The 26,226-nt window shown below is 56.6% G+C and carries 7 protein-coding genes and 1 pseudogene; all 8 read left to right on the top strand.

What is annotated here, in order from left to right; all coding sequences use genetic code 11:
- The 8 genes and pseudogenes from PM3016_RS39790 (at nucleotide 1) to ant(6) (ending at nucleotide 25,605) form a co-directional block, all read left to right on the top strand.
- Nucleotides 1–15,102 (top strand): non-ribosomal peptide synthetase, encoded by a 15,102-nt coding sequence (locus PM3016_RS39790; protein WP_238540550.1) that lies wholly within the window; start codon nucleotides 1–3, stop codon nucleotides 15,100–15,102.
- Nucleotides 15,103–15,728: 626 nt separating this feature from the next.
- Complete coding sequence (locus PM3016_RS18345; protein WP_014370458.1) at nucleotides 15,729–18,050, top strand: helix-turn-helix domain-containing protein; 2,322 nt, start codon at nucleotides 15,729–15,731, stop codon at nucleotides 18,048–18,050.
- A gap of 172 nt (nucleotides 18,051–18,222) precedes the next feature.
- Nucleotides 18,223–19,857, top strand: a complete 1,635-nt coding sequence (locus PM3016_RS18340) for an extracellular solute-binding protein (protein WP_014370457.1) — start codon at nucleotides 18,223–18,225, stop codon at nucleotides 19,855–19,857.
- A gap of 101 nt (nucleotides 19,858–19,958) precedes the next feature.
- A complete protein-coding gene (locus tag PM3016_RS18335) occupies nucleotides 19,959–20,873 on the top strand; it encodes an ABC transporter permease (protein WP_013917952.1) in 915 nt (304 codons plus the stop codon).
- A 13-nt stretch (nucleotides 20,874–20,886) separates the two neighbouring features.
- A complete protein-coding gene (locus tag PM3016_RS18330) occupies nucleotides 20,887–21,768 on the top strand; it encodes a carbohydrate ABC transporter permease (protein ID WP_014650152.1) in 882 nt (293 codons plus the stop codon).
- A 132-nt stretch (nucleotides 21,769–21,900) separates the two neighbouring features.
- Nucleotides 21,901–23,607, top strand: a complete 1,707-nt coding sequence (locus tag PM3016_RS18325) for a glycoside hydrolase family 2 protein (RefSeq protein WP_014370455.1) — start codon at nucleotides 21,901–21,903, stop codon at nucleotides 23,605–23,607.
- Nucleotides 23,608–23,985: 378 nt separating this feature from the next.
- Nucleotides 23,986–24,507: a GNAT family N-acetyltransferase gene (locus PM3016_RS18320; RefSeq protein WP_014370454.1), complete on the top strand. Its 522-nt coding sequence runs from the start codon at nucleotides 23,986–23,988 to the stop codon at nucleotides 24,505–24,507.
- A gap of 242 nt (nucleotides 24,508–24,749) precedes the next feature.
- Nucleotides 24,750–25,605: pseudogene (gene ant(6), locus PM3016_RS18315) on the top strand (aminoglycoside 6-adenylyltransferase).
- The last annotated feature ends 621 nt before the right edge of the window (nucleotides 25,606–26,226 follow it).

Raw genomic sequence — 26,226 nt, 5'->3', positions numbered from 1 at the left:
GTGAGTATCCGTGAGGACTTCTTCGAGCTCGGCGGGCATTCGCTGCGGGCGATGACACTGATCTCGCGCATCCACCAGGCGATGGGGGCGGAGCTGCCCCTGCGGCAGCTGTTCCTGACGCCGACGGTGGAGGGACTTGCGGCCGCGGTGGAAGCCGCGGGCGCGGGAACGTATGAAGGGCTGCAGCCGGCGCCGAAGCAGGCATACTACCCGCTGACATCGGCGCAGAAGCGGCTGTACGTGCTGCAGCAGCTGGAGGGAGCGGAGCTCAGCTACAACATGCCGGCGGCGCTGAAGCTGACCGGCAGGCTGGACCGGACGCGGCTGGAGCGAGCGCTGCGGGCGATGATCGCCCGCCACGATGTGCTGCGTACCTCGTTTGCCGTCGTGGACGGCGAGCCGGTGCAGCTCGTGCAGGAGGCGGTGGAATTCGCGGTCGGCTACGAGGAGGCGGAGGAGCATCAGGCGGAAGAGCGAATCCGGGCGTTCCTGCAGCCGTTCGACCTGGCGGAGGCGCCGCTGCTGAGGGCGGCGGTGATTCGTCTGGCGGAGGAGGAGCATCTGCTGCTGGTGGATCTGCATCATATCGTCTCCGACGGTGCGTCGATGAGTCTGTTCGTAGAGGAATTCACGCAGCTGTATGCCGGCCGCACGCCGGATCCGCTGCGTCTGCAGTACAAGGATTATGCCGTGTGGCAATCGGAGTTCCGCCGCAGCGATGCTTACGCACGGCAGCGGGCCTACTGGCTCGGCCGGTTTACCGATGGAGAACTGCCGGTGCTGAATCTGCCGGCGGACCATCCGCGTCCTCCGCAGCGCAGCTTCGCGGGGGGGCTGGTGGAATTCCGGCTTGACGGAAAGCTGGCGGGGGCGGTGCGGCAGCTTGCCCGTGAGAGCGGGGTCACCGTATATATGGTGCTTATGGCGGCCTACGGAGTGCTGCTGTCGCGTCTGAGCGGACAGGAAGATCTCATCGTGGGCTCTCCGGTGGCAGGGCGGCCGCACGCCGATCTGCAGCCTATGCTCGGCATGTTCGTGAACACCCTGGCCCTGCGCACGGAACCGGCGGCGGACAAGACCTTCGCCGCCTATCTGGAGGAAGTGAAGCAGTCGGCGCTGGAGGCCTTCGAGCATGGAGAGTATCCGTTCGAGGAGCTGGTGGAAGGCGTGGTGCGGCAGCGGGACCTCAGCCGCAATCCGCTGTTCGATGCGATGTTTGTGCTTCAGAATACCGAGAAGGCGGAGCTGGCTCTGCCCGGTCTGGAGCTGGCATCCTATCCGCTGGCATACAACACCGCCAAGTTCGACCTTACGCTGTCGGTCACGGAGCAGGATGAGGACATGCACTGCGCGCTGGAGTATGCTTCGGGACTCTTCGAGAAGGCTACGGCGGAGCGCTGGGCGGGCCACTGGACCGAGCTGCTGCGCCAAGTGACGGGGAACCCGCAGGTGACGCTGGGACGGGCTGGTCTGCTGACGGCGAAACAACGGGAGCGGCTGCTGGCCGCACCGCCTGCGACCGGCGCAGCGGCATCACAGGCATCCGGAACGCTTCATGAGCTCTTTGAAGCGCAGGCGGCGCGCACGCCGGAGCATACAGCGCTCGAATGCGGCGGCCGGAGCTGGACTTACAGGCAGCTGAACGAACGTTCGAATGCCATAGCTTGGGCGCTGCGGCACCATGGGGCCGGCACTGACCGGATTGTAGCCGTGCACTGCGGACGGTCACTGGAGATGGCCTCCGCCCTGCTCGGCGTGCTGAAATCCGGCGCGGCCTATCTGCCGCTGTCCGTGGAAGACCCGGCGGAACGGAGGAACCACCTGCTGGCCGACAGCGGTGCTCTGCTGCTGCTGACCGACTCTGTGACCGAAGCGCCGTGCCCGGTAGTTTCGCTGCAGGATCGGGAGCTTATGGACTTTGTGCCGGAGAATCCCGAAGCTTCGGCGGGTCCCGAGCATTTGGCATACGTGATCTATACGTCGGGTACGACCGGTCAACCGAAAGGCGTCCTCGTCGAGCACCGCGGTATCGTGCATACCCTGTGCTGGAAAACGTCGACCTACGGCTTCGAAGGCGGAAGGGCGCTTCATGCCAGCCCTTACGTGTTCGACGCCTTCCTGCCGCATTTCTTCGGTCCGCTGCTCACAGGAGCGACTATTGTGCTCCTGCGAGACGAGGAGCTGAAGGATCCGGGAATTTTGGTGAACGCCCTGGTCGAACGGGAGATTACGCACGCCCAGTTTACAACGGGTATGTTCTCCGCGCTGCTGGAACTGCTGCCTTCCAGGCTGCCCGCGCTGCGCAGCGTGGTGGTCGGCGGGGAGAGAATTACGAGCGCGTTGATCGATAACATGATGAAGTACGATGGAGTCGCATGGGTGAGCGAGTACGGGCCGACAGAGAACAGTGTGGTCTCCGCCGCCCTGCTGCTCCTGCATCCGGGGCAGGCTCATGGGCTTGGTCAGCCGATCGGTCTGACAAGAGCCTATGTGCTCTCGGAACAGGGCGAGCTGCAGCCGCACGGCGTACCCGGCGAGCTGTGCTTGAGCGGTCCCGGGCTGGCCCGTGGCTATCTGGGACAGCCGGAACTGACGGCACGAAAATTCATCCGGCACCCGTTCCTGCCCGGTGAGCGGCTCTACCGTACCGGCGACTTGGTCCGTCTGCTGGCGGACGGGTCTATGGAATATATCGGGCGGAAGGACGATCAGGTCAAAATTCGAGGCCACCGCATCGAACTCGGTGAAATCGAGAGCAGAATGCGGGAGATGGACGGTGTGACCGAGGCTGTGGTCCAAGCCCGAGCGGACGAGCAGGGGCACGATCAGCTGTGCGCTTATGTCATAGGCACGCCGTCCGCCTTCGCGGGGCTGCGTGCTCGTCTGGCTGCGGCGCTGCCGGCCTACATGGTGCCCGCCCACTTTGTGAAGCTGGAGCGTCTGCCGCTTACCGGCAGCGGCAAAGTGGATTACCGGGCGCTGCCTAAACCGGAGACTGCGGCAGGAGTGCCTTATGCTTCCCCCCGCACACCGGAGGAGCAGGCGATTGCAGAAGTATGGCAGCAGGTGCTGGGCGTGGAACGGGTCGGCAGGGATGACCACTTCTTCGATCTGGGCGGCGATTCCATCAAGTCCATTCAGGTCGTCTCGCGCCTCCTGCAGGCCGGTTATCAACTGGATATGAAAGATCTGTTCCGATATCCGGTAGCAGCCCAGCTCAGCCTCCGGCTTGCCCGCGTAAGCGGCGGCACCGCGCAGGGCGAGGTTCGGGGCCGGCTTCAGCTTACGCCGATCCAGCGCTGGTTTATCGCCCGGGAGCTGCCGGATTCCCATCATTTCAACCAGGCAGTGATGCTCTTCCGTCCTGAACGTTATCATGCCGATGCGCTGCAGCAGGCGGCGCAGCAGATCGCCGTGCACCACGACGCTCTGCGGGCGGTGCTGCAGAAGACGGAGGACGGAGAACACATCCTGCATATCCGCGGCACCGGGGAGAGCGAACTCTTCCGGTGGGAGGAGCACGACCTGCGCGGCGAGCGGGAGTGGGAATCCCATGTGGAACGCAGAGCCAGCGAGTTGCAGCGGGGCTTACGGCTGGAGACCGGACCGCTGATGGCTCTGGGTTTGTTCCGGTGCGAGGACGGGGATCATCTCCTGATCGCCATCCATCACTTGGTGATCGACGGAGTGTCCTGGCGGATCCTGTTCGAAGATCTGGCTGCCGCCTATGGGGAAGCCGAGCAGGGCAGCACGGCCGTTCTGCCGTTGAAGACGGACTCGTTCCAAGCGTGGTCACGGGAGCTGGCTTGGTATGCGTCCACTCCGGCGGTAGAGCGGCAGCGGGAATATTGGGCAGGGATATCCGCCGCCGCTGCGGCGACTGCGCCGCTGCCCAAGGATTTCTCCGCGGAGAACCCGACGCTGGAAACGAGCAGCCAGGTTACCCTCCAGTGGTCGCGCGAAGAGACGCGTCTGCTGCTGAAGGAAGCGCACCGGGCTTACGGGACGGATATCAACGATCTGCTGCTAGCCGCTTTGGCCCGGGCCGCAGGGAACTGGTCGGGCCTTGGGTGGATGCCGGTCATGCTGGAAGGACACGGGCGGGAATCGGTCGTGCCGGGCATGGATATCTCCCGGACCGTAGGCTGGTTCACCACCAGCTATCCGGTCTTGCTCGAAGCCGGACTTGATGTGACGCTTGCCCAGCACATCAAACGGGTGAAGGAAAACCTGCGGACCATACCCGATAAGGGAATGGGATACGGTCTGCTGCGTTATCTGGCTCAGCCGAACCCTTCGGAAGAGCTGGTCTGCGAGCCGGAGATCAGTTTTAACTATCTCGGTCAGTTCGACGAAGATCTGGAGCGAAGCGCGCTGCAGCTGTCGCCGCTGTCCGCCGGCGAGGCGGTCAGCGGACGGCACCGGCGGACCGCCGTGCTGGAATTCAACGGGATGGTCGCCGGCGGTGAGCTGCGCCTGAACCTGGGCTACAGCAGGGAGCAGTACCGCCGGGAAACCGTGGAGCGCCTCGCGCAGCTGTTGCACGAGAGCCTGCGGGAGATCATCTCGCACTGCGCGGCGAAGGAGCGGCCGGAGCTGACGCCGAGCGACCTGCTCCAGCCGGGCTTCACGCAGGAGGAGCTGGACGCGCTGACGGAGCGCACAAGCGCGCTGGGCGAGATCGAGAACGTCTACGCGCTGACGCCGATGCAGCAGGGCATGCTGTTCCACAGCCGGCTGGATCCGCAGGCGGGCGCGTATGTGAACCAAATGCATCTGACGCTGCGGGGACGCCTGGATGAGGAGGTGCTGCAGCGCAGCTGGCAGACGGTGATCGGACGCCATGCCGCCCTGCGCACAAGCATCGACACCGGGTGGCGCAGCCAGCCGCTGCAGGTTGTCTTCCGCCGCCGTGCGCTGGCGGTCGAGTACATCGACCTGCGTTCGATGACGCCGGCGGAGCAGCAGGCGGAGGCGGCCTCCTGGATGGAGGCGGACCGACTCCGGGGGTACGACGTGGAGTCGGAGATGTTGATGCGCGTGGCCGTGATGGAAACCGGCGGGGACACCTGCCATCTGCTGTGGAGCTTCCATCACATCGTCATGGACGGGTGGTGCCTGCCGCTGGTGCTGCAGGAGGTGCTCACGGTATACGCCGCGCTGCTGCGCGGGGAAGCGCCTGCGCTGCCGGCGGCCGGAGCGTACAGCGAATACATCGCCTGGCTGGCGCGGCAGGACGGGGAAGCGGCAGCGGACTACTGGAGCGGCCGGTTGGCCGGGTACGAGCCGGCGGCGGCGCTGCCGAAGCAGCAGCGGCAGGCGGACGGCTATGAGGCCCGTCGCCTGGCCTGGACGCTGGACGCGGAGCAAGCCGCGCGGCTGCAGCGGACGGCGAAGGCGCAGGGCGTGACGCTGAACACGCTGCTGCAGACGGCCTGGGGTCTGGTGCTGCAGCGCTACAGCGGACAGCGCGACGCCGTGTTCGGCGGCGTGGTATCGGGCAGGCCGTCCGGCCTGCCCGGCGTGGAAGGCATGATCGGTCTGTTCATCAACACGCTGCCGGTGCGCGTCACCTGCAGCGCCGGGGACACAGCGGCCGACGTGCTGCGCCGGGTGCAGGAGGAGGCGCTGGCCTCGCAGGCATATGCCTACTACCCGCTGCATGAGATCCAGGCGCGTTGCACGAGTGTCCGGGAGTTGATTGACCATCTGCTGATCTTCGAGAACTACCCCGTACCGGCCCGCGCGGAGACGGACGGCGGTACGGAGGAGGCGGGCCTGGAGATTACGGGCTTCGAAGCCGAGGAGCGGACGAACTACGACCTGACGGTGATGATCCAGCCGGGCGAGGAGCTCCGGATTCATTTCGATTACAACGGCCGGACGTATGAGGAAGAGGCGATGCGGCGGCTGCAGGGGCACTGGATGGGCCTGCTGGAGCAGATCGCCGCAAACCCTGTCCTGCCGGTGGAAGAGCTGGAGCTGTTGACGGCGGCCGAGCGGGATGTGATGCTGTACGGATGGAACGCCACGGCGTTGGAGCTGCCAGAGCAGGCGACGCTGCCTGCCCTGCTGCAGGCGCAGGCGGAGCGGACGCCGGAAGCGCCGGCGGTGGTCCATGGCGGAGCAGCTTGGACGTATGGCCAGCTGCACGGCCGCTCGAATGCCATCGCCCGCTGGCTGGGCGAGCGCGGCGTGAAGCGCGAGGAGCGGGTCGGAGTACTGATGAGCCGCACGCCGCAGCTGATCGCCGGGCTGCTGGGGATTCTCAAGGCCGGCGGGGCATATGTGCCGATGGACCCGTCGCTGCCGGCGGAGCGTCTGGAGGCGATGCTTCGCGATGCGGGCATCCGCGTCGTGCTGAGTGAAACGGCGCAGCGCGGCGTGCTGGACGGTCTGCGGGAGATTCCGCTGCGCGAGGTCCTGTGCCTGGATGCGGCGGAGAAAGCGTCGGCACGCTTCGGGGTGCTGCCTGTAGAGGACGGCATTCGGCCGCCGGCGGCCGGTCTCAGAGAGACGGCGGCTGCCCTGGAGGAGGCTGCGGAAGCAAGGAACACAGCGGATGATCTCCCGTCCTCTAACAGGGAACTTTTGTGGGCTGCTGGCGCGGAACAGTCCTCCGCCTCGGCGCTGGACTTCGCTGCCGCAGAACAATCGGCGTCTGGCGTATTGCAGGCAGACGGCTCCGAGGTAGCCCAAGGCTCCGCGATGGTCTACACCTGCGCCTCGGCGCTTGACGCCTATTCGGTGGAGGCTGTGGAAACGGACGTACGGCCGGAGGACAGCGCCTATGTGATGTACACCTCCGGCACGACGGGCACGCCGAAGGGCGTGGTCGTCGAGCACCGGAACGTGGTGAACTTCATCGCCGGCATGCTCCGCGAGCTGCCGTTCGGCGAGGGACGCTCCATGCTCGGCATCACGACGGTGTCCTTCGATATTTTCGTCACCGAGAGCTGGGTGCCGCTCGCCTGCGGCATGAAGATCGTGCTTGCGGGCGAAGCGGAGCAGGAGGATGCGGGTCTGCTGGCGGAGCTGCTGGCGCAGCAACCGGTGCAGATGATGCAGACAACGCCTTCGCGCCTGCAGATGCTGCTCGGCGACGGGCGGAGCGCGGCGCAGCTGCACCCCCTGGATGCCGTGCTCGTCGGCGGGGAACCGCTGCCGGCCTCGCTGCCGCGAGCGCTCGGGGCCTATACGGAAGCGGCGGTCTACAACATGTACGGGCCGACGGAGACGACCGTCTGGTCGACGTACGACCGCGTGAAGGCGGGAGAGCGGATCACGATCGGCCGCCCGATCGCCAATACGCAGGTGTATGTGGTGAACGACTCGCTGCAGCCGCAGCCGGTCGGCGCGGCGGGCGAGCTGTGCATCGGCGGAGCGGGCGTAGCGCGGGAATACGGGGCGCGGGCGGAGCTGACGGCGGAGAAATTCGTGGAGAGCCCGTTCGTGCCCGGCGAGCGAATGTACCGCACCGGAGATCTGGCGCGCTGGCTGCCGGACGGGCGGCTGGAGCACTTGGGCCGGATCGACCACCAGGTGAAGATCCGGGGGTACCGGATCGAGCTTGGGGAGATCGAAGCGAAGCTGCTGCAGGCGGAAGGCGTACGCGAAGCGGTGGTGACGGTGCTGGCGGCTGAAGGAGCCGAAGCGGCGCAGGAGCTGTGCGCGTACGTGACGGGAGAGCGGGAGCTCGCGGCCGGCGAGCTGCGAGGCCGGCTGGCTGCAGTACTGCCGTCGTATATGATCCCGTCGTACTTCGTGCAGCTGGCAGAGCTGCCGCTGACGACCAGCGGCAAGGTGGACCGCCGCCGGCTGCCTAGGCCGGACGCCGCGTCGTCGGCCGGAGCGGAGAAGGGCTACATCGCTCCGCGGAATGCCGTAGAAGCGCAGCTGGCACGGCTGTGGCAGGAGGTGCTGGGCGTAGAGCGCGTGGGCATCCGTCAGGACTTTTTTGAGCTCGGCGGCCATTCGCTGCGGGCGATGACACTGATCTCGCGCATCCACCAGGCGATGGGGGCGGAGCTGCCCCTGCGGCAGCTGTTCCTGACGCCGACGGTGGAGGGACTTGCGGCCGCGGTGGAAGCCGCGGGCGCGGGAACGTATGAAGGGCTGCAGCCGGCGCCGAAGCAGGCATACTACCCGCTGACATCGGCGCAGAAGCGGCTGTACGTGCTGCAGCAGCTGGAGGGAGCGGAGCTCAGCTACAACATGCCGGCGGCGCTGAAGCTGACCGGCAGGCTGGACCGGACGCGGCTGGAGCGAGCGCTGCGGGCGATGATCGCCCGCCACGATGTGCTGCGTACCTCGTTTGCCGTCGTGGACGGCGAGCCGGTGCAGCTCGTGCAGGAGGCGGTGGAATTCGCGGTCGGCTACGAGGAGGCGGAGGAGCATCAGGCGGAAGAGCGAATCCGGGCGTTCCTGCAGCCGTTCGACCTGGCGGAGGCGCCGCTGCTGAGGGCGGCGGTGATTCGTCTGGCGGAGGAGGAGCATCTGCTGCTGGTGGATCTGCATCATATCGTCTCCGACGGTGCGTCGATGAGTCTGTTCGTAGAGGAATTCACGCAGCTGTATGCCGGCCGCACGCCGGATCCGCTGCGTCTGCAGTACAAGGATTATGCCGTCTGGCAATCGAAGTTCCGCCGCAGCGGCGGCTACCTGAAGCAGCGAGACTACTGGCTCCATCAGATGGAAGGCAGCCTGCCCGTACTGGAGCTTCCGACCGATCACCCGCGTCCGGCAGTCCGCCGCTTCGCGGGCGATCGGGTGAGCTTCCCGCTGGATGGTGTCTTATCGGAGGGGCTTAGACAGCTGGCCCGTAACAGCGGCGCGACGATACACATGGTGCTGCTCTCGGCCTTCAGCGCCTTCCTTGCCCGGTTAACCCGCCAGGAAGAGGTGATCATCGGCACGCCTGTCGCCGGGCGCACGCATGCGGACCTGTCCGGGATGATCGGGATGTTCGTCAACACGCTGGCTCTGCGCACCTCCCCAGGGGGAGCCAAGAGCTTCGCCGGACTGCTGGAAGAGGTGAAACAGACTTCCCTCGACGCCCTGGAGCATGGAGATTATCCGCTGGAGGAATTGATCGACGAGGTGGTCCGCGAACGGGAGCTCAGCCGTAATCCGCTGTTCGATGCGGTCTTCGTGATGCAAAATACGGAGGCGCCGCGGCTGGAGCTGTCGGGACTGTCCGTGGAAGCTTACCCGGCTTCCGGGTCCACGGCCAAATTCGATCTGACGCTGCAGGTGACCGAGCATGCGGAAGGCTTCCACGGCGAGTTGGAGTTCTCGACGGCGCTGTTTAGCAAGGAAACCGTGAAGCGATGGGCCGCTTATTTCACCAACCTGCTGCGGCAGGCGGTGCTAGCGCCCGAAACGCCTGTAGCGCAGCTGAAACTCGCCGGACGGGAAGAGGAGGCCCGGCTGCTCGCCTTCAGCGGACTGCCGGTCCGCATGCTGGATGGCGCCTCCATTATCGACCGCTTTGAAGAAGTCGTCCGCCTTACACCGGATTCTCCGGCTATTGTGTATGAAAATAGGATCCTGACGTACGGGCAGCTTCACGAGCGGGCTTCTCGCATTGCCGGCAGACTTGTCCGCGCAGGGTTGCAGCCGTGCGAAGCGGTCGGTCTATCGGCCGACCGCTCCATCGAATTCGCGGCGGCCGTGCTGGGTACTCTGCTGGCGGGCGGAATGTATGTCCCGCTGGATCCGGAAGCTCCGGAAGAGCGTCTTGCCTACATGCTGGGCGACAGCGGAGCCAAGCTCCTGCTGACGACGGCCGAAGCACCGGTTCCTGCGGCCTACGAGGGATTCGTGATCCGCATCGAGGAGGCGATGGCCGGCGAGGAGCCGCAGGCTGCAGAAATGCTCCGCCGCTGCGCTCCCGAGGATCCTGCCTATCTCATGTATACTTCGGGAACTACCGGAAGACCTAAGGGCGTACTGGTCACTCACGGCAGCGTGGTCAACCTGGCGGTCAACAGCCGGATAGTTCCGTTCCACGCAGGGCACCGCTTCGCCCAGACGGGGGCGGTCGGTTTCGACGCGGTAACCTTCGAGCTCTTCGGTGCGCTGCTGCACGGTGCCGTGCTCTACCCGGTGAACAAGGAAGTGCTGCTGGACGCCCGCAGACTCGGAGCATTTCTCTCCGAACATGCCATCACGATGATGTTCCTGACGACCTCGCTGTTCCACCAGCTGGCGGACGAGGATGAGAGACTGTTCGCCGGTCTGCAGCATGTCCTCATGGGCGGAGAAACCCTCTCGCCTTGGCATGCACAAGCGGTTCGCCGGGCCTGCCCGCAGCTTAATGTGTGGAACGGCTACGGCCCGACGGAGAATACGACATTCTCGACGGTCTATGCCGTGGAGGACAACAGCAGTGCAGCCGTTCTGCCGATCGGGCGACCGATCGGCGGAACCACGGCCTATGTGCTCGACACCGGCGGACAGTTGCTTCCTGTGGGGATTCCCGGCGAATTGTGGGTTGGCGGCGCGGGCGTGTCCCGGGGCTATTGGAACTTACCCGAGCTGACCGGCGAGAAATTCAAGCCGGATCCGTTCCTGCCAGGCGGAACCATGTACGCTACCGGGGACTTGGCCCGCTGGCTACCGGACGGCACGCTGGAGTACGGGGGCCGGATCGACCAGCAGGTCAAACTCCGGGGCCACCGGATTGAACCCGCGGAGATCGAAGCCCAGCTGTTGCTCTGCGAGGGCATCCGCCAAGCGGCTGCAATCATTCGCAGGGACATGCCCGGCCATGAAGTGCTGTGCGCTTACTACGTAGGCGCTCCTGCGGTCGAGCCGGCACAGCTCAGAGACCGGCTGCGCGAGGTGCTTCCGGCTTATATGGTGCCGGAGCATTATATGGCTCTCGCCGAGCTGCCGCTGACGCGCAACGGCAAGCTGGACCGTGCAGCACTGCCGGCACCGACCGGCGAAACAGCGGTAAGCTTGTCTTACGAACCGCCCAGGACGGCAGCGGAGATCCTGCTGGCAGGTCTGTGGCAGGAGCTGTTGAAGCTACCGCGGGTCGGCAGGGATGACCATTTCTTCGACCGTGGGGGCCACTCCCTTCGAGCGATGACGCTCGTGTCGCGGATTCACAAGGAGGCAGGCGTGGCGGTTGGCATTGCCGATATCTTCCGACATCCGAAGCTGGAGGCGATGGCCAGGCTGATCGACCAGGGAGCCGGAGAGCCGTTCCGAGCGCTTCACCCGGCAGGGACGAGTGACCATTATCCGATGTCCTCCGCCCAGAAGCGGATGTACGTGCTTCACCAGCTTGGTGGAACGGAGAGGTCCTACAACATTCCGATGGTCCTCCGGCTGGAGGGAACGCTCGACAGAGAGCGGCTGGAAGCGGCGTTTGCCGAGCTTATCCGGCGTCATGACATTCTGCGTACCTCCATGGTTCTGCGAGACGGCGAACCGGTACAGGTCATCCGCGAGAATGTGCCATTTGCGGTGAAGGAGATGGATTCCGACGACAATCGGGTGAACGCAGCGCTACAGGAGTTTTTCGTGCCCTTCGATCTGTCCGCAGCGCCTCTGCTGCGCGCGGGGATCGTCCGGCTCGGTAGGGAGAGCTGCCTGCTGCTGCTGGACATGCACCACATCGTCTCCGACGGCATTTCCATGGGCGTGCTGATCCGGGAATTCAGTCGGCTCTATGCCGGCGAACGGCTAGAGCCCCTGCGGCTGCAGTACAAGGATTACAGCGTGTGGCAGCGGCAGTTTGTCGCCTCGGAGGCGTACCGCCTTCAGGAGGCCTATTGGCTCGCACGGTTCGACGGAGACCTCCCCGTGCTGGATCTGCCGGTGGACGGAGCCCGAGGACGGCAGCGCAGCTTTGCCGGCGGCACAGTGGATTTTGAAATAGGCCCCGACCTTACCGCGCAGCTCCGAGAGCTGGCACGGCAGGCTGGAGCGACGGTATTCATGCTGCTGCTGGCCGCCTACAGCATCCTGCTCTCACGGCTCAGCGGACAGGAGGATGTGGTTGTCGGCACTCCAACGGCCGGACGTCCGCACGCGGATGTGCAGGAGATGATCGGCGTATTCGTCAACACGCTCGCCCTGCGGACGCAGCCGGAGAACGCCAAGGGATTCGCCGAGTATCTGGAGGAAGTCAAGCAGACGGCGCTCGGCGCCTTCGCCCACGGAGATTATCCGTTCGAAGATTTGGTGGATCAAGTGGTCAGCCAGCGGGATCTTAGCCGTAGTCCGCTGTTCGATGCGATGCTCGTCCTGCAGAACATGGAGCGGGAAGAGCTGGTCATGGATTCACTCCGGGTCACCCCCGTTACGCAGGAGACCCCGCCGGCCAAGTTCGATCTTACGCTTACCGTTACTGAGCAGGAAGAGGTCATGCGTTTCCGGTTCGGTTATGCTGCGGCATTGTTTGAACGCGAGACGATAGAGCGCTGGGCAGTTTATTTCGAGTCGCTGCTGCGCTCCATCGCGTCGAATCCGCTGCTTCCCCTGGCCGATCTGCGGCTCTCCGGCGGCACGGGCGAGCTGTGCGAGTTGTCCGAGCTATCCTATGTGGTAGGCATAACGGCGGAAGGAGCGCCGGAGCGGACCATGGATTCCTGGTTCTCGCGGCAGGCGGCCCTCGCTCCGGAGCGGACGGCCGTTGTCTCGGGACAGTATGCACTCACTTACCAAGAGCTGGAGCGGCGGTCCGACCGGTTGGCATGGCTGCTCCGGGAACGGGGCGTCCGCGCGGGCACGATCGTCGGACTCCTCCTGCCTCCATCGGTTGACCTCCTCGTTGGAGTGCTGGGGATCTGGAAGGCTGGCGGAGCCTATCTGCCGCTGGATCCAGAAACGGACGACAGCCGCATCCTCTATATGTTGGAGGACGCGCAGGCGCCGCTCCTGCTGACATCGGCCGTATGCCGTCATCCGTGGGATCCGCGTTTCGAAGCGGTCCTTATGGAAGAGCTGGAGCTGGAGCTTGCTGCACCCGTCAGCCGTTTCTCGGCTGTGCAGAGGGTTCACGGGGAGGAAGATCTCGCTTATATGATCTACACCTCGGGTAGTACGGGCGCCCCGAAAGGCGTGCAGGTTCCGCACCGGAGCGTAACGGCGTATGTACGGTGGTTCATCGAAGAAGCATCCATCGGCAGCAGCGACCGGACGGCACTCTTGTCCTCTTTCGCCTTCGACCTGGGGTACACGGCTGTGTTCCCGGCGCTGCTGTCCGGAGCGGAGCTGCATCTGCCGGATAGGGAAGTCTACATGGATCCGGCCCGCCTGCTGAGGCTGTTGACCGAGAAGGGGATCACGTACGCAAAAATGACACCTTCACTGCTCGGCGCGCTGGCTGGCAGCCCGGCATTTGCGGAGCATCCGGTAGACGGGACGCTCAGGCTGCTCGTCCTTGGCGGCGAAGCCATCCGGTGCGGCGATGTCGACCGATACTTCGAGAAGTACCCGCACAGCGAAGTGATGCAGCATTACGGACCGACAGAGACCACGATCGGCTCCATCGCTCTTCGGATGGACCGCATGCAGTTCGGCCGGTTCCGTCTGCGGCCGGTGCTTGGCAGGCCAATTGCCGGCGAACGGGTCTATATCCTGGATGCGGAGGCACGCCCCGTTCCTCAGGGGATCGTAGGCGAAATTGCTATCGGGGGTCTCGGCGTGAGCCGCGGTTACCGGAATCTGCCGCAACTCAGCAGTGCAAGCTTCATTGGCGATCCGTATCATTCAGGGCACACGCTGTATCGTACCGGAGACCGGGGACGATTACTTCCGGACGGCACAATTGAATACCTGGGACGCGGCGACCACCAAGTGAAGATCAGGGGCTACCGCGTAGAGCTGGGCGAGATCGAGCAGGAACTGAGCCGGATGGCTGAGGTCCGGGAAGTGGCCGTTCTGGCGCTACCGGATGCGGTGGGTTCGCTGGAGCTGACCGCCTACGCAGTCCTGGAACCGAAGGGCGCACTTGTGGAGATCCGGACGCAGCTCAGGGACCGCCTGCCTTCTTACATGATCCCTGCGCGCTTCGTGACGCTGGAGCGGTTGCCGCTAACCGTAAACGGCAAAGTCGACCGCATAGCCTTGGCGGCTCAGCAGGGAGGTAGGGTGCCGGCTGCCGAGTACACTCCACCGGGCAGCGGGTTGGAAGAGGTGCTGGCCCAGATCTGGCAGGAGGTGCTGGGAATCGAGCGCATCGGCATTCACGACAACTTCTTCGAGGCGGGCGGTCACTCCCTGAAGCTTATTCATATGACCGGGGAGGTCCGCCGGAGGCTTGGAGAGGAGCTGGCGCTTCGTACGGCTTTTGCCCATCCGACCATTCAGGAGCTGGCAGCCCATCTGAATCGGCGGCGCAGCGGAGAAGATAGCGGTGTGGATGGGGTGTCCGTATGGAATCGCGGCTGCGGAAGCCCCGTCCACTGCTTCCCGCCAATCGTCGGTTACGGGCAGGTCTTCCGGGGAATAGCCGAAGTCCTCCAAGGAGAGGTCGAGGTTTACGCCTACGACTATGTCCCGAGGGAGAATGCCGCCGAAGCCTATGCTCGCCGGGTACGGGAGCTCCAGCCAAGGGGACCGATCCGGCTGCTGGGCTACTCGGCGGGAGGAAGCCTCGCGTTCGAGGTGGCCAAGGCTCTCGAGGTGGCTGGCCGGAATGTTACCGACTTGCTCCTGCTGGACGCCTACCCGCGGGAAGCCGCCGCGCCGCTGCAGGACGATGCGGCAATGGACGCCTATGTGGGAATCCCTGCAGCAGGAAATCTCGCGTTTTCTCGGAGAGGTACAGGGATTCAGCGCCGACGAGGTCACGCGGAATATCATCGATTACAAGGCTTGGCTCGATGCGAATCCAACGTCAGGCATCGTCTCGGCCGACATCCATCTGGTCCGATCGGAGAGTATCCGGGCGCAGGGGGAGGAGGTGCGGCGTACCTGGAGGGCTTGGACCACCGGAGCGGAATATGCCTATGCCGGAACGGGTCTGCACGAGGAGATGCTGGAGGAGAGGGCTGTGCGCTCCAACGGCGCTCTAGTGAAAACCATTCTGGCACGGCTGCGGCAAGAGGAGCAGTCCTGACACCAGGCGAACTTCTGGAGTAAGGGAGTACGAGTGAACCGCTAAGAAGAGGCTGACCCGTTAATTCATCGGGTCAGCCTCTTCCACTTTGTGGTAGTGCGATTTTCTCAGGGATGCATGAGGCGGCGGTCCACCTGGCGAACTAAGGCAGGTGGAATCAAGAAGCACAAAGGAGGAAAGTGTGTGGACGAAGCGACTAAGGATTTCCGTCATGACCGCGACAGCTGCGGTGGTCGGGAATGTCGGATGACAAGATCATTTATTCATTAAGGACCGCGTTAAGTTGCGGTTTTTTCTTTTTAAGGGGATGTTGACTCCGAGGTGAAAATGGCAAACTACACTATTTAACTTATAGCTCCGAATAATCCAGCCCTTTCACTGCAGCAAAAGAGCTGTTAATGTACGGATGGTACTACTCTTAGCCAAGCGCCATTTGAACTGGAGGAATTCGTTACATGAAGGTAAGAAAGGGTTAGATATCGCTGTTTTTTTATGATTCTAGAAGGGCGCGCGCTGTGACAGCATTTCTCCTAATCTTAAATACAGATAATAGATCTTGATAATGGTGAATCAGATGCCAATTTTAAGTATGTTATAATTACATTCAAGCTTTTAAGCTTTCAAGCAAGGTTTCGAGAGGGTGGTCAGAATGAACAGGGAGTCAAAAATCTTCGGCAGGTGGAAAAAGGGGAAAAGCGTTTTTGTCACCCTCCTACTTTCCTTTATGATCGTATTCATGGTGCCGGTCATGATTGGCAGTTTTGTCTACATAAAAATAGAAGACATGATGGTACGCAATGCTTATGGGTCTAACTCGGTCTTGCTAGAGCAGCTTAAATATGTCGTGAATAGCCGTACACAGGAGGTGGATTTCCTTATGCGGCAGATCGCCTTTCATCCGAAGCAGCAATTGCTGATGCAGCAAGGGAAATCCGTTACTGACGAATATGCCTTCATTGAGTTTATGAAAGAGCTGACCCGTTACAAAGCCTACAATACGTTCATAGAGGATATGTACGTGTATTTCGGAAATACAGATACAATTCTTACTCCAACGATGAAGACGGATGCCCATATGTTCTTCCATCATATATACAAATATCATGACATGTCCTTCGAGGATTACCGCACAAACATGCTTTTAGGTAACCATAATAAAATGTACATGCATACCGTGGTTTCTACAAGCAATCAAAAGGCAGAAAATATGATTGTTTTTATGCAGTCGCTCCCATTCGGAGAGTTAAACCGTCGTGCTGGAAGCCTTGTGATCCACATTAACGAGGAAGAAATCCGCAATCTTGTTAAAGAGGTCGAGGGTCTGCATCAAGGATCGATCTATGTACTGAATAAGGACAAGGAACTTCTGATTGGACCTGAAAACAGTCCTATCCCCTACAATCAAATCAAGGGCATGATTAGTAGCGGCCAAGGGGAGTTGCTGACAACAGTGGGCCAGGAGGAGCTGTATATCTCATATACGACAAGCCAGGAAAATGGATGGACTTATCTGTCAGTCTTTCCTAAGAGCATCGTGCTTAAGCAAGTGCATCAAGTTAAAGCCTGGAGCCTTGTGGCCATAACGATTTGTATGCTGTTTGGCATCTTCCTTTGCGTGTATTTAACGAGAAGACATTACTCGCCAATTCGAGAGCTGGTTGCAATTATCGCCCAGGGCCGTACGAAGCATACGGTCAAGCCGGATAACGAGCTCAAGCTTATTCAAGAGACCATGCGATCCTTATTTGGAAAAGAGCATGAGCTGGAGAATAAGCTGGCGCACCAGCTGCCAATGATCCGTTCGCATTTCTTTTCGAGACTCATTCGGGGACAGGTCGATACCTCAACCATTTCAGAGCAGGATATGGAAGTCATGAAACTACGGTTTCCGCATGACTGGTTCACTACGATGATTATTGAAATTGATGAAAGTACCCGCTTTATGAAGGCGGATTCAGAGCGGGAGTGGCTTCTGCTTCGCTTCATTGTGATGAATCTGAGTAATGAGCTGCTTGGCTCTAATGGGTACGTATTCGAGGAGGAGAAGAATCGCATCGTCGTGCTGTTTAACCTAAGTAGAGAAACGGCGGAGGGGCGGCAGCTGATCGAAACGTTTGGCGCGAGTCTTCTTGAAATCATGAAAGAACGTTTTAAGACAGCTCTATCAATGGGCATCAGCAGTGCCTACGAGGGTATCGGCTCAGTAACGAAGTGCTATGACGAAGCTATGCTCGCCCTAAGCTATAAAATTATAAGAGGCTCGGAAGAGATTCTATACTTTGAAGAGGTCAGAACGAAGGAGCCCGTGTTTTATCGTTTTCCTAAGGACTTGGAGATACAGCTGACGAATTATACCAAGCATGGCGACGATCAGAATGCCATGCGGCTGCTGAATAGCCTGTATGAACTGAATTTCAGCCAGAATCAGCTATCGCCTGTAATGGGGAAATGGTTCTTTCTTGACTTACAAAGCATTCTGCTGAAGCTGATGGAGGCGCTGCGCATTGATTACAGTCAAATCTCCAATTGGCATATGGACCCAAATCAGGTGTGGACGGAGTCGGGAACCACGGAGCAAGCGTTCGAGAGAATCAAGGCAACCTACGTGGAGGTATGCGGTCTAATCAAGGAGGACAAAACCGATCATGGCGAACTGCTGTACCGCAAGATCAATGAGCTGATCGAAAAAGATTATGGCGATAACAACCTGGGCTTAGCCATGATCGCCGAACAGCTTGATCTTAATCCCATCTATATTTCTTCGTTCTATAAAAAACACAGCGGTGAGAACATCACCGATACAATTACGCGAATTCGCATGACGCATGCTAAACGTCTGCTGGCTGAGGGGCTAACAGTGCAGGAGGTGGCCTTGCGGGTCGGCTATGCCAGCAACATTGTACTGACGAAGGTATTTAAGAAATGCGAAGGCATTACACCGGGAAAATACAGGGGCAACTTGGGAATATGAAAGAAAGCTAAGCGGGATAAAGAATAGTTAACACCTTATCTTAAATCTGGCTAACGCATATAAAAATCGAATTCTATCGTCGGCAGGCTGGTTGGTGTACAGTAGCAGCATGAGTTATGCCGCAAGGCAGTAAAGGTTTCTACACTTAGATTATCAAGGAGGTTTCTTGCGAGTGAAAAAAAATCAAGGCAAGAAAGCAGCACTCATTGCGCTGTCATCGGTCTTAACGGCAACGGTAATGGCCGGCTGTTCTTCAGATTCAGCTAAGGAAGGAGGTACCGCCCCGCAATCGGGTACTTCCTCTTCCACATCAGAGTATCCGAGGGCTTTCAGCTATTGGGTAGAGCTGGATGGCGACTCCGCCATTTCCATGAAGAGCTTCAGTGAGAACGCCGCTTATAAGGAAATGGAGAAAATTACGGGTACCAAGGTTGATTTCAAGCACCCAACCGGCGGCGGCACGCAGGTTCTGGAGCAGTTCAATCTTATGGTTGCATCCAGAAACTTGACGGATGTCATCCAAACCAACTGGTTCAACGTGGCTCGTGGTCCGCAAAATGCCATTGATGAGGGAACGATTATTCGTCTGAATGATCTCATCGATAAGCACGCGCCGAACTTCAAAAAGTATTTGGCCGAGCACCCAGAAGTCGCTAGCATGATCAAGACAGACAAAGGCGATATCTACGCCTTCCCATTCATTCGCGGCGACAATAAGATTAAGGTCTATTACGGACCTGTGATTCGTAAAGATTGGCTGGATAAATTAGGTTTAGAGGCGCCGACTACGATCAATGAGTGGGAAAAGGTGCTCGTTGCCTTCCGTGACAAGGATCCGAATGGGAACGGCAAGAATGACGAAATTCCGTTCCTGCTGGAGGTATCGACGGTTCGCAACGATCTGCTGAATGCCATGATCGGTGCATGGGGAATCCTGGATAAATTTTATCAGAAGGATGGGAAGATCTACTACGGCGAAATGCAGCCGGAGTTCAAGGATTTCCTCACAACGATGCAACGCTGGTATAAAGATGGGCTAATCGATAAGGATTTTGCAGCGGTCGATGGGAAGTTGAAGGACGCCAAAACCTCCAATAACCAGCTAGGCGTTCTCTACGGCTTTTCCAGCGGAACGATCGGTAAGTTCACAGACTTGATGAAGGATACCGTTCCTGGCTTCAAGATGGCTGCGCTGCCGCATCCGACATTGAGAGAGGGAGATACGCCGGCTGCAGGTATGATAAGCCCAACTTATCCTGGCGAGCATTCTGTTGCCATTACAACCGCCGCGAAGGAGCCGGAAAAAATCGTTAAATGGCTTGATTATGCCTACGGCCCCGAGGGTCACATGCTATTTAACTTCGGAATTAAAGGCCAAAGCTACGACATCGTAAACGGGAAGCCGGCGTACACGGACACCATTAAGTCGGATCCGAACAAGCTTACTTTTAAGCAAGCCCAGGCCCAATACATGCGTTCACATTATGGCGGACCGTTCGTACAAGATGTGGAGTCCTTCCTTCAGCAAATGAAGTACCAAGAGCAGTTCGATTCTCTTGAGATCTGGTCCAAGGCTAAGAATCAGTTGCAGCTGCCTCTCATGACGCTGACGGCGGATGAAAGCAAGAAGCTGGCATCGATCATGAATGACATTAATACCTTCTCTGACGAAATGATTGTGAAGTTTATTATGGGTACGGAGCCGATCGATAACTTCCCGCAATATGTGGATAAATTGAAGAAGTTCGGGATTGAAGAGGCCATTAAAATCCAGCAGACTGCCTTCGATCGCTACTCCAAACGATAAGAGTCTCAGACGATAGCGAGCCGGAATTGGGTTATTTCGGCTTTCTTTGTCATACCCATTTTTGTGACATGATAACGCTAGGAACAGGAGGAGGATGAAACATGAGATCATATTTGATCAGACTGCAAAAGGATCTTCTAAAAAATAAAGCCATCTACTTCATGTTACTGCCTGTGCTGGCATATTATCTGATTTTCCAATATGGTCCAATGTACGGCCTGCAAATTGCATTCAAAGATTTCATACCCGCCAAGGGGTTCCTTGGAAGCCCCTGGGTGGGCTTCAAGCATTTCGAGGATTTTTTCGGAAGCGTGTATTTCGGACGAATTTTGAAGAATACGCTGCTGCTCAGCCTGTACAGCCTGGTCTTCTTTTTCCCAACGGGAATTATCTTCGCCTTGCTGCTCAATGAAATCAAAGGTCGTATATTCCGCAAGGCTGTGCAGACCATTTCTTACATGCCGCATTTTATCTCGATGGTCGTCATTGTAGGCATGATGTTTGACTTTCTGGCCCGGGACGGATTGGTGAACAACATCATAGCGATGTTTGGTCTGGAGCCGGTCTCCTTCATGCGATCGCCCGGCTGGTTCAGAACAACCTACATTTCCTCGGAAATCTGGCAAAATATTGGTTGGAGCTCAATCGTATATCTTGCAGCGATCAGCAGCATTAATCCATCGCTCTATGAGGCGGCACGAATGGACGGCGCCAGCCGGTGGAAGCAGATGTGGCATGTCACCCTGCCGGGAATCATGCCAACAGTCACGATCATGTTCATTCTCTTTATTGGCAAGTTCATGACTGTCGGCTTTGAGAAGATCATTCTGATGTATAATCCGGTGATCTATGAAACGGCCGATGTCATCCAAACTTTCGTCTATCGGAAGGGGATTCTGGAGGCAAATTACAGCTACAGCGCCGCCGTCGGCCTGTTCAATGCAGCGATCAGCTTCACATTGCTCATAGGAGCCAACATGACAGCCAAGCGGCTGGGGGAAACCAAACTATGGTAAGGGGGAGCCGAACTTGCTGATGAAGCGTTCCTTAGGTGAGCAAACTTTCGATATAGGCAATTCAATATTGATGATACTTATTTCCTTAATGACATTATATCCACTGCTGTATGTTCTGTTCTCTTCGCTAAGCGATCCGCAATATGTCGTACAGAATCGCGGACTGCTGCTCTATCCGCAAGGGCTGAATTTCGATGCTTATCGGATGGTGTTCCGCAATCCGAACATCTTGACTGGCTTCGGAAATACATTATTCTACGTGACTGTTGGCACTGGCATCAATATTCTGCTAACAGCACTAGGGGCGTATGCCCTGTCCCGCAAAAATGTAATGCTGACGAATCCAGTCATGTTCCTCATCGTCTTCACCATGTTCTTTGAAGGCGGCTTAATTCCTCTTTATTTACTGATGCGCAATTTGGATTTGCTGGATACTCGACTTGCGGTCATTTTGCCGTCCGCCGTGAGTGCTTTCAATTTGATTATTATGCGTACTGCTTTTCAGTCGGTGCCCGAAAGCTTGGAGGAATCGGCAAGAATCGATGGAGCCGGGGACTGGACCATATTGTTTCGAATCGTGCTGCCGCTCTCTATGCCCGTAGTGGCTGTGATGATTTTATTCTATGGAGTATCGCATTGGAATTCATGGTTTTTTGCCACGATATTCTTGCAGACGAGAGATTATTTTCCTCTGCAGGTGATTTTAAGAGAGATTCTTATTAGTAACGACACGAACGCCATGTCTGTGGGAGTTGGGACTTCTGATCAAATGGCTATAGGAGAGACCATTAAATACGCGACAATCATTATCGCCACGGTGCCGATCCTATTTTTGTACCCTTTTCTTCAAAAATACTTCGTGAAAGGCGTAATGATTGGTGCTATCAAAGAATAGAGAAAGGACAACGGAAAGGTCTGATCATCGGGATACGGGTTATCGGCAAATATAGGCAGCCGCTCTTGAAATACTACAGAAGGGTTCTTCACTTGTGAAAAACAGTACAAACATGATTAAGGAGGAACAAAAATGCTGCGTTTATTTACTACGAATCAAATTCGTAAGGTTACTGAAATTGAAGGGGATTGGGATTTTAGCCCGGTGCAACCAGAGGAGCCGATTCCTCAGGCTTACAGCTACAGACTTCCTGTTCCGGGATGCTGGGAAATGCATCCTGCATTTCGCACCTATCGGGGAAAGGGCGTTTACCGGCGATTCATTGAGATTGCGGAGCCCGCTTCACTTCGCTTCAATTTTAAAGGAATCAGCCATACCGCCGTTATTTTATTCGATGGAGTAGAAGTGGGCTCTCATTATAATGCCTACACTCCCTTTCATACTCGGGTGATCCACGATGTGATACCGGGCCGCCACGAGCTGATTGTTCTTGTCGACAACTCCTTTCATGAAGAGTCCAAACTGCACTTTGCGAACGATTATTTTACCTACGGCGGTATGATCCGGCCGGTCGGTATGGAAATTATATCTCCCATTTATATCGAACGCATCCAATTCACACCTTATTGGAGAGATAGTATATGGGGAGGTGAGGTTGTCGTCCACGTAGCGAACAGCAGTGGGGCGGTTGCCTCCGTGTCGGTTGCAATTAACTTAGCTGGGGCCCTAATGGAATTGCAGGAGTGCTCTGTCGTCGCCGGTGCCACTGTCGCAGTTAGAGGCAGAATTGCATGTCCTGATGCGAAACCATGGTCGCACGAGTCGCCGCACCTGTATCTGCTTGACGCGAAATTGTATGTAGATGGGGCCGCGGATCCGTCGGATGACTTGATCGAGCGGGTCGGATTCCGCACGGTGACCACCAATAGCGGCAGGATTCAAATCAATGGCGAAGACATCGTCCTTAAGGGCTTTAATCGACATGAGGATCATCCGATGGTCGGAGCTGCGTTCCCCTATTCGCTGATGGTGCAGGATATGGAGCTGATGATCGAAGCCGGCTCCAATGCGGTGCGCACGAGTCATTATCCCAACGACGAGCGCTTCCTCGATTTATGCGACGAGCGAGGCATTCTGGTGTGGGAGGAGAATCACGCCAGGGGATTCCAATTGGACCATATGCTAAGTCCAGGTTGCCAAGAGCAGTGCCTTGCCTGCAACGAAGAGATGGTCCTCAGTCACTATAACCATCCTAGCATCATTATCTGGGGCATTCTGAACGAATGCGCATCCGACACACCAGAAGGCAGGGAGCTGTATAAGGAGCAGCTGACGCAAATTCGTCACTTGGACAACTCCCGTCTCTTAACCTATGCGACGCATCACAGAGAGAAGGACCTGTGCTTAGATTTGGTCGACATAGTCTCATACAATCTGTACCCCGGTTGGTATACGAACGAGGATCCGTCCACTTTATGCGACCAGGCTCGAGGCTGGGCCGATCAAGGGGGAGGGCTTGGCAAACCAATGATCATGAGCGAGTTCGGAGGAGACGGCTATTACGGGTTGCGTGATGCAACGAGAGTCAGGGGCACGGAGGAAAGGCAGGCAGACATTATCGAGAGTAACCTGGCAGCCTACGCGCAGAAGTCGTATATCAACGGAATGTTCATCTGGCAGTTCAGCGATTGCCGTGTGGTTGAGGATACGGGGTGGCTCTTATCCCGGGCAGGAACGCAGAACAGTAAAGGAATCGTGGACAGATACCGTAGACCAAAGATGGCCTTCGAAGTAGTCAAGAAATATTTTAGAGGGAGCCATTCGTCAATTTCCGTATAGGTTAAACACACATGAAACAAGGAGATGAGAGCAGGTTAAATCGCTTTAGCGGAGTTAACCGATTGTGCTGATAACCATGATCAATGATGATTCAACTATCTGAGAACGTTAGTTCATGAAGCAATGGGCTGCCGGTTATTATCCGGCAGCCTTTGAGTACCATCATATATATAGGTCCTCCCACCGCATCACCTGTAACTATAATGTACTGAAGAATATGCGCACATATAAGTGATACGTAAAAGGGGATGTCCTCCTGATGATGTGTGGAGGCATCCCCTTTTTTGTTAAATTTGTTAAGTTAACGGGCAGTATAGTTCCAATATATGGTATAATAATAAGGACAGTATTTTGTGATCGTGGGGGTAGTTAATAAATATGATCATCAAAATGACGCATTCTACTTTGAAGGATTTTAACAAGCACAATGAGGGTTTTATGGTCACTGGTAGGATTATACCTAAATATGAAGATAGTATATGGACATATACAGAGGAGATTTTTGAAGAGCCATATTACAAACAATATGAAAATGATGACATCGACATTAGTTACATTTATGAAAGAGAAAAGGCCGTTTTTTTGTATTATGATGACAATATCAGTATTGGGCAAATCAAGCTACGTTCCAATTGGAATGGTTTTGCTCTTGTAGAAGATATAGCAGTGGCCAAAGATCAGAGAAAGAAGGGAATCGGAACCGCGCTATTAAAAAAAGCTGAGGAATGGGCAAGGCAAAACAATTTAATTGGTCTCATGCTAGAAACGCAGGATGTTAATATTTCGGCCTGCTTGTTTTATGCTAGAAACGATTTTAAAATCGGTGGCGTTGATAGTATGCTTTACTCGAATTTTCCAACAGCTAATGAGAAAGCGATTTTTTGGTATTTCCAATTTTAAAAGTATGATCTTAAGCTAACTGGAGGCGTTAGCGGAATACAGAAGAGCAAATCACTGCGGCAACTGTTCTATTTTTCATTGAACGGGTAGCAGGCAAGTGCACAACGAATATAAGCAGATCGTCCATATAGACATGCACAACAACGATCACGATACATTTCTCGAATGTCTATCTTCGTCGATAATGTGGCTATATAGAAACTACGCTTCAAATGAAACCGGTTGGAACGGAGGAATACTGCTTGAGAAGTGAACATGAAATGATGAGTACCATTATCAATTTCGCTAAAAATGATGATAGAATACGACTGGCAACTTTGGAAGGGTCACGTACAAACAAAAATATTCCCGTTGATACATTCCGGGATTATGACATCTCTTACTTTGTAACAGATATTGAATCTTTCAAAGAGACTGACCAATGGCTTGAATTTTTTGGGAATCGGCTTATGATGCAAAAACCCGAAGATATGGAGCTTTTTCCGTCAGAGCTAGGTAACTGGTTTTCATATATAATTCTTTTTGAGGATGGTAATAAGTTAGACTTGACACTTTCCAATTAACGAAGTGGGAGATTATTTTACCAAGAACGACGGTTTAGTTGAGGTCCTGCTTGATAAGGATATTCTAATCAATAATGAAGTGATCGCAGACGATCGTCAATATTGGATTAAAAAGCCGACCGCAAGAGCATTTGATGATTGTTGTAATGAGTTCTGGATGGTTTCAACTTACGTAGTAAAAGGACTAGCCAGAAAAGAAATACTCTTTGCGATTGACCATTTAAACGAGATTGGAAGACCTAATCTATTAAGAATGATGGCTTGGCAAATCGGGTCTGAACACGGATATACTTTTAGCGTAGGGAAGAACTATAAATTTATTAATCGTTACCTTCCTAATGAAGATTGGGAAAAGCTCCTATCAACCTATTCTGAGAATGGGTATCAGGAAATGTGGCAGTCGTTATTAACTTGTTATGAGTTATTTAGAAAATACTCAAAAGCTGTGTCAGAAAGTCTCGGCTATACGTATCCAGATTATGACGAAGCTATTACTAAGTATACGGAAAATATTTACTCCTCATTAGTAATTTAGGATCCATGTATTTTGTTAGGATTCTTTTATTCATATCCCTACCGGCTGCAGGACCGAGCTATCGGCGAACGTTAGTGGAATGATGCAGGAGCAGTTTGCCTCGGCAGCTGCTCCATTTTGCATTGAAGTAACCGTCAGATTACAATTTTACACCCAATGACAAAATGGTCTTCCTAGCATGTCCACGCCCCGAATTTCATAGCCTTTTATGAAGGGAGAGATACGTGTGCGGATTTTACTTGTGTTGCTGGGGACCATATTGCTGACCATGATATTAACGAATCCGACCCAGCCGAATTTGAAACGTGGGTAAAGGACGAAGTCCTTCTGGCAAATCCAAAACACACTATGGAAGATTTGGGGTTGGAGATCATTCTTGTTAGAAGCCGAAGTTACCTGTTCTTCTCTTATCATGAATTAACGGTGCGCGACAATAAAAGTTGGGCATTTGATACGTACACATACGCGGCATATGGAGCATGGTCCACTTTCCTGTGGAACTCCAACCCATCCCATTCCAGCGTGAAGTCACCGGCCCTGTGGTAAAGGAAGACACGCCCAACCCCCCAACCACTAAAACCATCTAATTTTGCACGAAACCGGGGCCCTATTTATGGGGTA

The organism is Paenibacillus mucilaginosus 3016 (assembly GCF_000250655.1).
Classification (GTDB): Bacteria; Bacillota; Bacilli; order Paenibacillales; family NBRC-103111; genus Paenibacillus_G; species Paenibacillus_G mucilaginosus.
The sequence above is the reverse complement of the archived record's forward strand: the minus strand, read 5'-3'. Positions and strand labels throughout refer to the sequence as shown.